The organism is Microbacterium sp. C23T (assembly GCF_053345975.1).
In genome coordinates this window covers 81,913-95,757 of the sequence record NZ_JBKFBD010000005.1, presented here as the reverse complement: position 1 = coordinate 95,757, position 13,845 = coordinate 81,913, and the positions used below count along the sequence as shown (strand labels likewise).

Below are 13,845 nucleotides of genomic sequence, written 5' to 3'. Positions count from 1 at the left end.
TGAACGGGGTGCCCCGCGGCACGGAGCACCCCGTTCACTGATGTCAGCCGTTCAGGATCGATTCGATCTGCTCGTCGGCTGCGGTGGCGAGATCCTTGATGTCGCCGCCGTTCGCGATGTTGACGAACAGGTCCTGCATGATGCCCTGCGCCTCGACGTCGGCCCAGTTCGGCGAAGCCGGGGTGAGCTTGGCGTTGGCAGCGGCCGCGGCGATGACGGTCGCGAGCTCGGGCGTGGCCGCGGCGACCTTGTCACCGAGCGAGACGAGCGCGGGAACGAGGCCGTTCTCGGCGAGGATCGTCTGGTACTCGTCGCTCAGCATGATCTCGAGCGCGCTCTTGGCGAGGTCGGGGTTCTTCGACTTCGCGGCGATGCCGACGTTCGAGCCGCCCGCGAACACCTGGGCGGTGCCGCCCTCCATGCCCGGGAGCGCGTAGTAGCCGGTGGTGTCGGCGACGGCCGTCGGCTGCTTGTCCTCGTCGGCGACGATCGACCAGTAGGCCCAGCTCGGAGCCGAGTAGGTGGCCGACTGCTCGGTGCGGAAGGGCACCCAGCCTTCGGTCTCGTCGCCGTCCTTCGGGGCGAGCGAAGCCTTGGTCATGAGCTCCTGGACCTGCGCGAGGCCCGCGAGCGACTCATCGCTCGACAGCTGCGCGTCCCACTCGTCGCCGTCCTGCACGGCGATCTCGCCGCCGTTCTCCCAGATGAAGGGCAGCGCGTTGTACCAGTCCTTGCCCGGGAAGTAGACGCCCGAGACGCCCGGCAGCGCGCCCGCGAGGGTGACGCCGTTCGAGACGTACTCGTCGAGCGTGGTCGGCACCGCGACGCCCGCCTGCTCGTACATCGCCGTGTTGTAGAAGACGACGCGGGCGCCCGAGTAGTACGGCGCGGCGTACAGGGTGCCGTCCCAGCTGCCGGCCTGGACGAAGCCGGGGAGGAGGTCGTCGCCGCCGAGGTCGCCCTCGATGTCGGCGAGGCTCAGGAGGGCGCCGCTCGAGGTGAACGCCGGGGCCTGCGTGTTGCCCATCTCGACGATGTCGGGGCTGTCGTTCGACGACAGGCTCGTGGTGAGCTTGTCGACGAGGCCGGTCCACTGCTGCTCCTCGATGACCAGCGTCGACCCGGGGTTCTCGTCCTCGAAGGTCTTCTTCAGGTAGTCGCGAGCGTCCTGCGGCGTGTCGGTGCCGACGAGCCACACACGGATCTCGGCGCCCTCCTCGGACGACGAGCCGCCGCCGTTGCCGCTGCCGCCGGCGCAGCCGGCGAGCACCAGTGCCGAGGCGCCGATGAGCGCCACAGCTCCAAGCGTCTTCTTCATGGTGTTTCCTTCGTTTTCGGTGTTCTCTTGGTGTTTCGGATCGGGCCGGGTGACCCATCCGGGGATCGGATGCTCCGCGGGGAGCGCTCCGTGTTGTTTCGGGATCCGGGGGGATCCCCCGGGGAATCGCGCTGTGTCAGGACACCCCGAGTTGTCCGGACAGGACCATGACGGCCGCGCCGCGCAGGACGATGTCCTGGCCTTGCTCCGTCATCCGCACTCGCACGCCTTCGTCGACGGACGGCGCGAGCGTGCGCGCGCGGAGTGTCTCGACGGTCTGCTCCGCAAGGGAGCCGCCGAGGAGTTCAGGGGGGCCGGAGAGGACGATCTCCGACACGTCGAGCGCGCCCACCACGGGGGCCAGAGCGATGCCGAGCCGCTCCCCCGCGTCGCGGAGGATGCCCTCGTGGGCGGCGGGATCGGCCGCCGCGTTCAGTCGCGAGGTCAGCGACGGGACCGAGAGCCAGGCTTCGAGGCATCCGACCTTGCCGCACGCGCATTGCGGGCCGCCGTCGGTGCCGACGGTGACGTGGCCGATCTCGCCCGCGGCGAAGCGGCTGCCGCGCATGGGCTGGCCCGCCAGCAGCAGCCCGGAGCCGACACCGCGCCCGACCTTGACGAGCAGCACGTCGTCGGGAGCGCCGCCGAACGTGTACTCGGCGAGGACGGCGGCGTTGGCGTCGTTGGCGACCAGCACCGGAACACCGAGAGCGTTGCGCAGCGCGCCCTCCAGGTCGAAGCCGGCCCAGCCGAAGTTGGGTGCCGTGAGGATGACTCCTCGATCGTCGACGACACCGGGGGTGCCGACGCCGACGCCGAGCACGGGCGCGTGAGACTCGGCGACGAGCGCGCGGGCGAGTTCGACGACGGTGTCGACGAGAGCGTCCGCTGCGGGGACCGCGACCTCGCGACGCGCGACGATGCCGCCATCGAGGGTCAGGACGGCGCCGATGAAGGTGTCGCTGCCCGACAGGTCGAGCCCGATGATGCGGTGACCGGCGTGATCGAGGTCGACGAGGATCGCGGGCTTGCCGGGACCCGAGGCCTCACGAACCCCCATCTCGGCGACGAACCCGTCCGCGATGAGCTCGGCGACGAGGTCGGAGATCGTGACCCGGGTGAGCCCCGTCTCACGCGACAGGTCGGCGCGGCTCATCGCGCCCTGGTGGAAGAGGGTCTGGAGCACCAGCGAGCGGTTGTGGCCGCGCGCGTGCTCGGGCAGGACCTTCGCACCCTGGCGGAGCGTGCGTCCGGGGGCGAATGCACGGGCATTCGTGGTGGGGCTCTGCGGCGCGTCGATAATGGAAGGGCCGCGCCGCGCTTCCGTGTTGGGCATGTTTGTTAGTAGACCTTACGAACTAACTTTTCGCAAGCCCCTGGGCCAATTTGGTCGGATGCTTTACAAAACCGTGATGCACCGTGTTCGGATCGTTACCGACGCCCGCGCGGGTTTCCCGCTGTGACCGGCGGTTCGTGCGTGACCAGCCCGTGACCTCGACACGCAGGCGCGTCGCCTACCATGGGGGGAAGCGTTGATCACAGTCGGGGGTGTGGCGTGACGAATCTGGCGACCGAGTCGCAGGCAGGGAAGGCGTCAGGGGATGACGCCGTCCAGGCCGAGCAGGCCGTCGAGGACGAGCAGTCGGCAGCGGCGGACACCACGGAATCGAATGCCGAGAACGAGACGGATGCTGAGGCTCCGGCGGATGCCGAGACGGCCGACTCCGTCGCGCCCGCGGATGCGGACGACTCCTCCGCTGACGACGCGGACGGGGAATCGGCGTCTGAGCCTGAGGCCGAGGACGAGGCGGAAGAGGCGCCCGAAGCCGAGGCCGACGCTGTCGACGACGCACAAGAGTCGCCCGAACCCGAGAGCGAGGCCGAGCTCGACGAGGCGTCTGAGCCCGTAGCCGCCGAGGACGACGCCTCCGCAGACGAGCCCGCAGACGAGGCAGAGCCTGCAGACGAGGCAGAACCCGTCGACGAGGCCGAGCCCGCGGACGAGGCAGAACCCGTCGACGAGGCCGAGCCTGTGGACGAGGCAGAACCCCTCGAAGAGGCCGCCGCCGCGGAGGACGCCGAGCCCGCCGTGGAGGCCGAGCCCGAGGCATCCGTCACCACCGACACCGATGCCGAGACCGTCGCCGTCGCGACGACCGTGCTCGCCCCTGCCGGCGCGACTGCGCTCGCGCCGGCCGCAGATCTCTCCGCCGAGCCCGCGACCGCAGTCGCCACGGCGACCGAGACCGCTCCGGCCGACGGCTCCCCCACGTTCGCGTGGGCGCCGGCCGAGCCCAAACCGAAGAAGAAGCGCACGGCGATCTGGGTCGGCGCAGCCGCCGGCGTCGCCGTGGTCGGCCTCGTCGTGTCGTCGCTCGTGCTCATCGCGCCCGGCACCACGGTCGCCGGCGTGCCGGTCGGGTGGCTGACGCCTGGCGCGGCCGCCGATGCCATCGAGCAGCGCTTGGCCGAGACGACGGTCGTGCTCACCGGCGCGGGCGAGGACGCCGAGGTCACCGGCGCCGAACTGGGCGCCGCGGTCGACGCGAAGGCACTCGCCGACGCCGCGTTCGCGCAGCACCCGATGTGGAACCCCACCGCGTGGTTCGCAGCGACCGATGCCGAGATCGAGCTCGACCCGGCCGCCGCCACCGCGGCCCTCCGTGAGATCGCGCCGCAGCTCTACACCGACCCGACCGACGCGACGCTCGCGTTCGACGCGGCCACCGCGTCGTACGTCTCCACGCCGGCCGTCGCCGGCGTGGGGATCGACGTGGCCGCCGTCCAGGGCGCCATCCAGGCGGCCTTCGAGGCCGGAGAGACGCGCGTGCAGCTCGACCCGGTCTCATCCGAGGTTCCCGCCGACATCTCGACCGAGACCGCCGACGCGACCGTCGCGCAGCTGAACGGCATGCTCGACACGGCCGGCTTCTATGTCGGCGAAGAGCGCACGGTGCCGATCGACCGCGCGACGCTGGCAGGCTGGCTGACCGTCGCACCCGACCCCGAGAGCGCCGCGTACGACATCACCGCCGACAAGGCCGCGATCCAGGCCGCGGTGGACGGTCTCCCCGCCGCGGTCAATCGGCCGGCCGAGAACGGCGCCGTCATCACCAACTCGGCCGGCAAGGTCCTCCGCGAGGAGGCGCCCGGGATCTCGGGGCGCGAGGTCGGCGACACCTCGAACTTCGCCTCCGACTTCGCCACGCAGCTGGCCACCGGCAACGCCGTGTTCGAGACGCCCGTGACCGAGGTCGCGCCCGTCGTCTCCACGTTCGCCCGCACCGTCGAGGTCGACCTGTCCAGCCAGACGGCGACCCTCTTCGAGAACGGCAACGTGGTCGCCTCGTACACGATCTCGTCGGGGCTCTCCGGCACGCCGACGCCCACCGGGCACTTCACCGTGAACGCCTTCACCCGCGTCCAGGACATGGGCGCGCTGTGCTACAACCCGGCCGCGGTGAACAGCTACTGCACGAAGGACGTGCCGTGGATCACCTGGTTCGCACCCGACATCGCGTTCCACGGCGCTTCGAACTTCCGCAGCCGCCTCGGCTTTCCGCAGAGCCACGGCTGCGTGAACATGTGGAACGACGACGCGAAGTTCGTCTACGACTGGACGGCGCGCGGCACCGAGGTCTGGGTCCACGCCTGATCTCGGTCACGCCTGCACGCTGACCCGCCGCCGTCCGGCGACCCCGGCGATCACGAGACCGAGCCCCGCGACGGCCGTGAGGCCCAGCCCGATGATCGCGGGGACGACCCCGGCCGCGTCGGCGGTGAGCGCGGCCCGCAGGAGCGCTGTCGCGGCCGCGGTCGGCAGCGCCGCCGCGAGCTGCGAGATGACCGGCGGAACCGTTCCTGCGAGCCCCGCCGCGAGCGCCACGATCGCGATCAGCGCGGCGGCGATACGGCCGGTGGCGCCGAACGCGGCCGCCAGTCCCTGATTCGCGAGACCGAAGACCGCGCCGCAGAGCATCGCCGATCCCACGAACGCGATCCACTCGAGCGGGTTCACGCCCACCGACGTGAGCACGGCGGCACCGACGACGACGCCCTGCGCGGCGCAGATCGCCACCGTCGGCACGACGGCGCGCAGGGTGATGGCGACCGAGCCCCTTCCGCTCAGCAGACGCGCGGTCGGCACGGACTGCACCGCGATCGCCGTGACGAGGGCGCCGAGCCACAGCGCGATCATCGTGAAGAGCGGAACGGATTGGATGCCGGTGGCCGGCGTCGTCTGATCGACCACGACGGGCTGCGCGACGACTTTCGACAGCGTGTCGATGTCGTCGTCGGTGTAGGTGGGGAGCTGGGTCGACGCGGAGTCCAGCCCCGACGACAGCTCGGCGGCGCCGGCGTCGACCTGTGCGGTACCCGCGGCGAGCTGTGCGGCACCGGAGGCCACCTCGCCGCCGCCTGCGCTGGACGAGGCGGCACCGGCCGACACCTGGCCGGCGCCCGTCGCCGCGCTGTCGATGCCGTCCATAACCCTCGGCAGCGCGGCGGCGAGCGCGTCATTGCCGACGGCGACGCGGCGCGCGCCGGTCGTGAGGTCGCGCAGCCCCGCGTCGGCGGCCTCGAGCTGCCGGAGCGCCTGCGTGGCGCGATCGCATAGCGTTCCCGGTCCGGGGAGCCCGCACAGTTCGGCGACGACCTCCGCGAAGGCGAGGGTCGCGGCATCCGCCTGTCGCAGCGCCTGGTCCAGCGAACCGGCGACCCGGTTCGCCCCGGCGGCGACGTCGGCCGCCGCCCCCGGCAGCGGTCGGGCTGAGGCGTCGAGCTGCGCCAGCCCCGAGGCCAGGCCCGCAGCTCCCGCGCTCAGCGAAGCGAGCCCTGACGACAGCGCGCTCGCCCCGCTCGACAGGTCGGCCGCTCCCGTCGCCGCCGAGGCTGCCCCGGCAGCGACCTGATCCGCCCCTGCGGCCGCCTGGCCGATCTGGTCGGCGATCGTGTTGAACCCGGCGTAGACCTGCTTGAGGTAGCGGCCCGTGAGCTCCCGGCCGAGGGCCGCAGTCGCAGCCTGCGTCACCGCGCCGGTCAGCGCGGGGTCGAGCCAGGCGGACGCCGGGGTCGTGCGCACCTCCACAACCGCCTGCCGCGCCTGTGCACCCGGTCCCGAGATCGAGGTGGCATCGGCCGAGAAGGTCGGGGGGATCCGCACGACGGCCACGTACCGCCCGGCTGCGAGCCCCTCGGCGGCGTCCTCGTCGTTCGTGAGCACCCAGTCGAGACTCGGCGGCGGGTCGTCCGTGGTGTCGACTCCGGGCTGCGCAGGCTCCTGAGCGGCCATCAGTCCTGCGGCGAATTGCCGCCCGAGCGGCACGGACTGGCCGTCGACGGTGACGGGCGTGTCGTCGTTCACGATCGCGGCGGTGAGCCGCTCCGGGTGCGCCGTGGGCGCCGCGAGTGCCCACGCCAGGATCCCTCCGATCAGGAGCGGCACGATGATGAGACCGATCACCGCCAGGCGGCCGAGCCGCGGCGACCCCGAGGTCGCGCTGAACGCGGCCATCAGTCCGGCCCCGCCGGAGCCGCGGTGGCACCGCCCGCCGCGACGAGCGCACGTTCGCGGTCGCCGCCTGCGAGCCGCACGACGACGGGCGCCGCGTCGGCGGGCAGCGCCGGCTCGACGTCGATGGTGTCGCGTGCGGCGACCACCAGCGCCAGCGCGGGATCGGCGGCGCGCGCCGCCGTCAGCTCCCCGTGCACGCGCCGCAGCGCCGACGGGGAGCCAACGTCGTCGAGCCCGTCGACGAACACGAGCGCCGGCCCCGAGTCGAGCGCCACATCGAGGCCTCCGGCGTCCGGGGGCACGCGCCAGTACGACGTCCGCGCGCGCACCGTGGCGGTGCGGGCCGGCAGCACGAACCCGGCCACCCTGACGCGTCCTGCGGCGAGTTCGGTCCGCCCGCACAGCGCGGCGAGCATCGCGCGCCGCTCCGCAGCATCCGCCCCTTCGATCACGAGGATGCCGCCGGGCGCGAGCTCCGCGTCCAGCGTGCACCGGTGGTCGTGCACGCGCGCGCCCTCGGCCGCCAGCGCGAGGTCGCGATCGGGCCAGTCGGCGAGGGCGAGCTCCTCAGCGAGCCCCTCCCCCTCGACGTCGAATGACGGCAGCAGGCGGTCCAGCCACGCCGGCATCCACCACGCGTGGTGCCCGAACAGCACGAGCACCGCCGGGATGAGCGTCATGCGCACGAGGAACGCGTCGATGACGACGCCGACGGCGAGCCCGAAGGCGATCGGCTGGATATTGGCGTCGCCTTCGGGAACGAACGCGACGAACACCGCGAACATGATGGTCGCGGCCGCGGTGACGACGCGAGCGGATGCTGCGAACCCGTCATGCACGGCACGCACCGGCTCGCCGTGGTGCACGTAGTCCTCGCGCATCCGGCTGACGAGGAACACCTCGTAGTCCATCGCGAGCCCGAAGAGCACGCCCATGAGGATGATCGGCATGAAGCTGATGACCGTCCCCACCGATGCGACGTTCAGGGCGTCGGCGAAGACCCCGTCGACGAAGACCAGCGTCGTGAGGCCGAACGCCGCGCCGATCGACAGCACGTAGCCGAGCGCCGCGGTGATCGGCACGACGATGGAGCGGAACACCATCGCGAGGAGCACGAGCGAGAGCCCCACGACCAGGATGCCGAACGGCAGCAGCGCGCCGCCCAGTCTCTCCGAGATGTCGATGCCGGCCGCCGTGTATCCCGTCACCGAGAGATCCACGCCGTACTCGGTCTCGAAGTGGTCGTGCATGCCGCGCAGCGTCGCGACGAGGTCCGCCGTGGCGACCGAGTCCGGCCCTCCCTCGGGGATCACCTGCACGATGCCGGTGTCGCCGTTCTCGTTCGGCGTCGTGAGCGGCACCGAGGCCACGCCGTCGACCGTCGCGATCTCGGCGCCGAGGTCGTCCATCAGCCCGACCGGATCCGTACTCTCGATCACCGATCCCGTCACCAGCAGCGGGCCGTTGTATCCGGGACCGAAGTGTTCGGCGATGAGGTCGTAGGCCACGCGGCCCGGCTCGCCCTCCTCCATCGATCCCGCGTCGGGCAGAGCGAGACGCAGGTGCGCGGCGGGGAGGGCCGCGAAGGCGAGCAGACCGACGATCAGCACCACCGTCACGAGCGGCCATCGCGTGACGGTGCGCACCCAGCCGCGGAAGAAGCCGCCCGGCGCCCGCGGGGTCGGCGCCGAGTCCGCGCCGTCCGGGTCGGTCGCATCACCCGCAGCGGCAGCATCCGTCGCCCCTTCCGCGTCCGCCTCCGCCTCGGCCGGATCGATGAGCTCCACCTCGGCGTCGTCGAGCGCAGGCCGCTGCCCGTCATCGTCGACCGCATCGACGGACTCCGCGTCGACGACGTCCGCAGCGTCCGTGTGCCGCGCGGGACGGTAGCGTCGCGACACGACGCGCCATTTCGCGAACCCCAGCAGCGCGGGCGTCAGCGTGAGCGAGACCAGCACGGCCAGGGCGACCGCGACGGCCGCGGCGACGCCCATGGTCGTGAGGAACGGGATGCCCGCGACCACGAGCCCGAGGAGCGCGATGATCACCGTGAGCGCCGCGAACACCACCGCCGACCCCGACGTCGCGATCGCTCGGGCCGCCGCCTCTTCCGGCTCGACGCCCTCCTTGAGCTGGTCCTGATGTCGCGCGAGCACGAACAGTGCGTAGTCGATGCCGACGGCGAGTCCCAGCATGAGGGCGAGCAGCGGAGTGGTCGAGGTGATCGTCGTGAACCGCGTCGCGATGAGCACGATCGAGAGCGACGCCCCGACGCCGACGATCGCCGTGACGAGCGGCAGCCCGGCGGCCACCAGTGAGGCGAAGGTGAACACCAGCACCACGAACGCGACGCCGATGCCGATGAGCTCGGTGATGCTGATGCCCGTCGTGCTCTGCGAGAAGAGCTGCCCGCCGACCGACACCTCGGAGCCCGGGGGCAGGGCGTCCTGCAGCGCCGCGCCCGCATCCTGCAGCGCCTCGCCGGTCGAGGCGTGCACGGCGGTGCCGCTCACGGTCAGCTGGATCGGCACCAGCACGGCGTCGCCGTCGGCGCTGATGTTCGCCGACGACGCCTGGCCGTACGGCGAGGTCGCCGACGACACCTGCGGGATCTGGGCGATCGCATCGACGGATGCCTCGACCGCAGCCTCGAAGTCAGGATCGGTCGCCGATCCACCCGGCGGCGCGACGGCGATCAGCTGCGCCGATCCTCCGCTCACCTGGGGGAACGTGCGGCCCAGCGCATCCAGCGCCTCCTGGGACTCGGTGCCCGGGATCGTGTACGTGTTGTCGGTGCCCGTGCCGAGCAGCGCGGCCCCCGCGAACAGTGCCATGAGCACCGCGATCCACACGCCCAGCACGAGGCCGCGCGCGCGGAAGGCCCAGCGCCCGAGCGTGTAGAGCGCAGACGACATCGTCCCCCCTCGGAAGGGCCGCCCCTCCCCAGCGGCGGTGGCGCCCCCCAGGGTAGGACTGCGCGACCTCGGGATCAACAGCCCCGGAGACGACGGAAGGACGGATGCCGAGGCATCCGTCCTTCCGTATCTCCGTCGTCAGAGTGCGTCGATGACCTCGTTGAAGGTCTGCGACGGACGCATGACACCGGTGACCAGCTCGGCGTCGGGGCGGTAGTAGCCGCCGATCTCGACGGCCGAGCCCTGCACCGCGAGGAGCTCGTCGACGATCTTCTGCTCGTTCGCGGCGAGCGCCTCTGCCACAGGGGCGAAGGCCGCCGCGAGGTCGGCGTCGGCCTGCTGCTTCGCGAGCTCCTGCGTCCAGTAGAGGGCGAGGTAGAAGTGGCTGCCGCGGTTGTCGATCGTGCCGAGCGCGCGGCCGGGCGACTTGTCGTTCTCGAGGAAGGTGCCGGTCGCGGCATCCAGCGTGTCGGCGAGGACACGTGCCTTGGCGTTGCCGGTGAAGTCGGCGAGGTGCTCGAGCGACGCGGCGAGCGCGAAGAACTCGCCGAGCGAGTCCCAGCGCAGGTAGTCCTCGGCGAGGAGCTGCTGCACGTGCTTGGGGGCCGAGCCGCCCGCGCCCGTCTCGAAGAGGCCGCCGCCCGCGAGGAGCGGGACGATCGACAGCATCTTGGCGCTGGTGCCGACCTCGAGGATCGGGAACAGGTCGGTGAGGTAGTCGCGCAGCACGTTGCCGGTCACCGAGATGGTGTCTTCGCCCTTGCGCAGGCGGTCGAGCGAGTACTGGGTCGCCGCGGCGGGCGCGAGGATCTCGATCGTGAGGCCGTCGGTGTCGTGGTCGGCGAGGTACGTCTTGACCTTGGCGATGAGCGCCGCGTCGTGTGAGCGGTTCTCATCGAGCCAGAACACGGCGGGGGCACCGGTGGCGCGGGCGCGCGTGACCGCGAGCTTGACCCAGTCGCGGATCGCGACGTCCTTCGTCTGCGTCGCGCGCCAGATGTCGCCCGGGGCGACGTCGTGCGCGAGCAGCACGTCGCCGGCCTGGTTCACGACCTGGACGGTTCCGGCGGCGGCGAGCTCGAACGTCTTGTCGTGGCTGCCGTACTCCTCGGCGGCCTGCGCCATGAGGCCCACGTTCGGGACGGTGCCGATCGTCGCCGGATCGAGCGGGCCGTGCGCGATGACGTCGTCGATCACGGTCTGGTAGACGCCCGCGTACGACGAGTCGGGGATGACGGCCAGCGTGTCGGCTTCTCCGCCGTCGGCGCCCCACAGCTTGCCGCCGTTGCGGACGAGCGCGGGCATCGACGCGTCGACGATGACGTCGGACGGCACGTGGAGGTTCGTGATGCCCTTGTCGGAGTTGACGTACGACAGGCGCGGGCTGTCGGTCGCCGCGGCGAACGCGGCGGCGATCTCGTCGCCGCCCTCGACGTTCGCAAGACCCGCGAGGATCGCACCCAGGCCGTCGTTCGGGGTGAGGCCGGCCTCGGCGATCTTGTCGCCGAAACGGTCGAAGACGTCGGCGTAGTAGGCCTTCACCACGTGGCCGAAGATGATCGGGTCGCTGACCTTCATCATCGTGGCCTTGAGGTGCACCGAGTAGAGGACGTCCTCCGCCTTGGCCGTTTCGAGCGTCTCGGCGAGGAACGCGTCGAGCGCGGCCGCCGACAGGAACGTGCCGTCGACGATCTCGCCGGGAAGCACCTTGATGCCGGTCTTGAGCTCGGTGGTGGTGCCGTCGGCCGCGACGAAGCGGACCGAGAGCACGTCGTCGGCGGGGATGACCGCGGTCTTCTCGTTCGACTTGAAGTCGTCGTGGCCGAGCGTCGCGACGCGGGTCTTCGAGCCCTCGCCGAAGGCCTTGTTGCGGTGCGGGTGCTTGCGCGCGTAGTTCTTCACCGACAGCGGCGCACGGCGGTCGCTGTTGCCCTCGCGGAGGACGGGGTTCACGGCCGAGCCCTTGATGCGGTCGTAGCGGGCGCGCACGTCCTTGTCTTCGAGCGACTGCGCCTCGTCCGGGTAGTCCGGGATGTCGTAGCCCTGCGACTGCAGCTCGGCGATCGCGGCCTTCAGCTGCGGGATCGAGGCCGAGATGTTCGGCAGCTTGATGATGTTGGCCTCGGGGAGCGTCGCGAGGCCGCCGAGCTCCGCGAGCGCGTCGCCCACCTGCTGCTCGGGGGTGAGGTTCTGCGGGAACGCCGCGAGGATGCGCCCCGCGAGCGAGATGTCGCGCGTCTCGACGTCCACTCCCGCCTGGCGGGTCACGGCCTGCACGATCGGCAGGAACGATGCGGTCGCGAGGGCCGGTGCCTCGTCGGTGTAGGTGTAGATGATGGTCGAGTCGGTCACCAGTCACGTCCTTCTTGCGGGTCGGCGTTCAGCCTATCGCAAGCGGCCGAGATATCTCGACGTCAAGATACTTCGGCGTATGAACACCGTGTTAACCCGACTTCCGGACGATGCCGGATGCCGCCATGGGGGCTAGCCTGTGGTCCATGGCTGAACTGCGACTCGTCGAACTGTCCGCCACGACCATCGTGGCGGTCAACAATATGTCGCTCAAGCCCGGCCAGGAGGAGTTCCTGTCGCCGGTGAGCTACGGCATCGCGGCGACCGTCGTGAACCCGCAGACCACCTGGCAGCGCGTGGTGGTCGACGGCGAGGAGGTCGTCGCGTTCGTCAGCGGCAACTTCGACCTCGACGACCCGCAGGAGCACTTCCGCTCGGTGCTGTGGCGCATCAACGTGGACGCCGACGACCAGGGCCGCGGCGTCGGCCGCTTCGCCGTCGCGGGCCTTCTCGAAGAGGCGCGCAACCGCGGGATGGACCACGTGAACGTCATCTACGAGGCCGGCGAAGGCGGTCCGCAGGCATTCTTCGAGCGTGTGGGCTTCACACCGGTCGGCGAGACCGAGTACGGTGAAGTCATCGCAGAGATCCGTCTCTGACGCAGAGCCGCACGATCGACCCGAAGACTTCCCCACACAGCGCCCGTCGGGCGCACAGAGACCGGCGGCGGGGCCTCGAATACCCCTCCCCCATCGAGACCCCGTCGCCTTCTCGTTCCATACCGTCGAAACGCTTCCGCGCGACGCGCTAGGGTGAGCGCGTGCCGAGATTCGATCTGTCCCCCGCTGAGCTCGCGGACTACGCCCCCGACGTCCGCGAACCCGCCGACTTCGACGCCTTCTGGGCCGACACGCTCGCGCAGTCGCGGCAGTGGGATGCCTCCCCCGACGTCGTGCGCCTCGAGACGCCGTACACGCTGGTCGACATCTTCGACGTGACGTTCCCCGGCTTCGGCGGCGACCCGGTGAAGGCGTGGCTGACGCTCCCGGCCGGTGCCGACGGACCGCTCCCGACGGTGGTCGAGTACCAAGGCTACGGAGGCGGCCGCGGGCTCGCCGGCGAGCGCCTCGGCTGGGCCGCCGCCGGCTACGCCCATCTCTTCATGGACACGCGCGGCCAGGGCTCGATGTGGGGCTCGGGCGGCGACACCCTCGACCCGCACGGCACCGGTCCCTCGTCATCGGGTTTCATGACCCGAGGCATCGAGGATCCCGAGACCTACTACTACCGCCGGGTCTTCACGGATGCGGTGCGCGCCGTCGACGCCGTGCGCACGCTCCCGCAGATCGACGCCGGCCGCATCGCCGTGTGCGGCGCGAGCCAGGGCGGCGGCATCGCCATCGCCGCGGCGGGACTGTCGGACGGACTCGTCGCGGTCATGCCCGACGTCCCGTTCCTCTGCCACTTCGAGCGCGCCGTCGGCCTCACCGGCGACGACCCCTACCAGGAGGTCGTGCGGTACCTCGCCGTGCATCGCGGTCGCGACGAGCGCGTGTTCGAGACGCTGTCGTACTTCGACGGCGTGAACATGGCGAAGCGAGCGGATGCTGCGGCCCTGTACTCCGTCGCCCTCATGGACACCATCTGCCCGCCGTCGACCGTGTACGCGGCGTACAACCGCCACACGAACCCGGCGAAGCAGATCGAGGTCTACACGCACAACGGCCACGAAGGCGGTCAGGCGTTCCAGTTCCCGAAGCAGGCCCGCTTCCTCGCCGACCTGACCTGACCTGAACCGCGGCCCT

At 71.3% G+C, this 13,845-nt stretch carries 8 protein-coding genes; 3 read left to right on the top strand and 5 right to left on the bottom strand.

What is annotated here, in order from left to right; genetic code table 11:
* Positions 1-43 precede the first annotated feature (43 nt).
* Both ACLBXX_RS04310 and ACLBXX_RS04305 read right to left on the bottom strand, forming a co-directional pair.
* The gene (locus tag ACLBXX_RS04310; protein WP_447656976.1) at positions 44-1,318 is read right to left on the bottom strand and encodes an extracellular solute-binding protein; all 1,275 of its coding nucleotides are present in this window, start codon (positions 1,316-1,318) and stop codon (positions 44-46) included.
* Positions 1,319-1,454: 136 nt separating this feature from the next.
* The gene (locus ACLBXX_RS04305; protein ID WP_082497112.1) at positions 1,455-2,654 is read right to left on the bottom strand and encodes an ROK family transcriptional regulator; all 1,200 of its coding nucleotides are present in this window, start codon (positions 2,652-2,654) and stop codon (positions 1,455-1,457) included.
* A gap of 219 nt (positions 2,655-2,873) precedes the next feature.
* On the opposite strand from ACLBXX_RS04305, the gene ACLBXX_RS04300 reads away from it, so the two are divergent.
* On the top strand, positions 2,874-4,973 hold the full coding sequence (locus ACLBXX_RS04300; RefSeq protein ID WP_447656975.1) for a L,D-transpeptidase family protein: 2,100 nt from the start codon (positions 2,874-2,876) through the stop codon (positions 4,971-4,973).
* 6 nt (positions 4,974-4,979) lie between these two features.
* Here ACLBXX_RS04300 and ACLBXX_RS04295 read toward each other — a convergent pair whose 3' ends face one another.
* The 3 genes from ACLBXX_RS04295 to ACLBXX_RS04285 all read right to left on the bottom strand — a co-directional run bounded on the left by ACLBXX_RS04295 (position 4,980) and on the right by ACLBXX_RS04285 (position 12,100).
* Entirely contained in the window at positions 4,980-6,833 is a 1,854-nt protein-coding gene (locus ACLBXX_RS04295) for a YhgE/Pip domain-containing protein (protein WP_447656974.1), read from the bottom strand.
* On the bottom strand, positions 6,833-9,748 hold the full coding sequence (locus ACLBXX_RS04290) for an MMPL family transporter (protein WP_447656973.1): 2,916 nt from the start codon (positions 9,746-9,748) through the stop codon (positions 6,833-6,835). The genes ACLBXX_RS04295 and ACLBXX_RS04290 overlap by 1 nt, the downstream gene beginning before the upstream one ends.
* Before the next feature lie 138 nt (positions 9,749-9,886).
* The gene (locus ACLBXX_RS04285; protein WP_447656972.1) at positions 9,887-12,100 is read right to left on the bottom strand and encodes an NADP-dependent isocitrate dehydrogenase; all 2,214 of its coding nucleotides are present in this window, start codon (positions 12,098-12,100) and stop codon (positions 9,887-9,889) included.
* Between the two features lie 146 nt (positions 12,101-12,246).
* Here ACLBXX_RS04285 and ACLBXX_RS04280 point away from each other — a divergent pair, with 146 nt between their 5' ends.
* Together ACLBXX_RS04280 and ACLBXX_RS04275 are read left to right on the top strand one after the other, a co-directional pair.
* Positions 12,247-12,699, top strand: a complete 453-nt coding sequence (locus tag ACLBXX_RS04280) for a GNAT family N-acetyltransferase (RefSeq protein WP_375871394.1) — start codon at positions 12,247-12,249, stop codon at positions 12,697-12,699.
* A 161-nt stretch (positions 12,700-12,860) separates the two neighbouring features.
* On the top strand, positions 12,861-13,829 hold the full coding sequence (locus ACLBXX_RS04275) for an acetylxylan esterase (protein WP_447656971.1): 969 nt from the start codon (positions 12,861-12,863) through the stop codon (positions 13,827-13,829).
* Positions 13,830-13,845 lie beyond the last annotated feature (16 nt).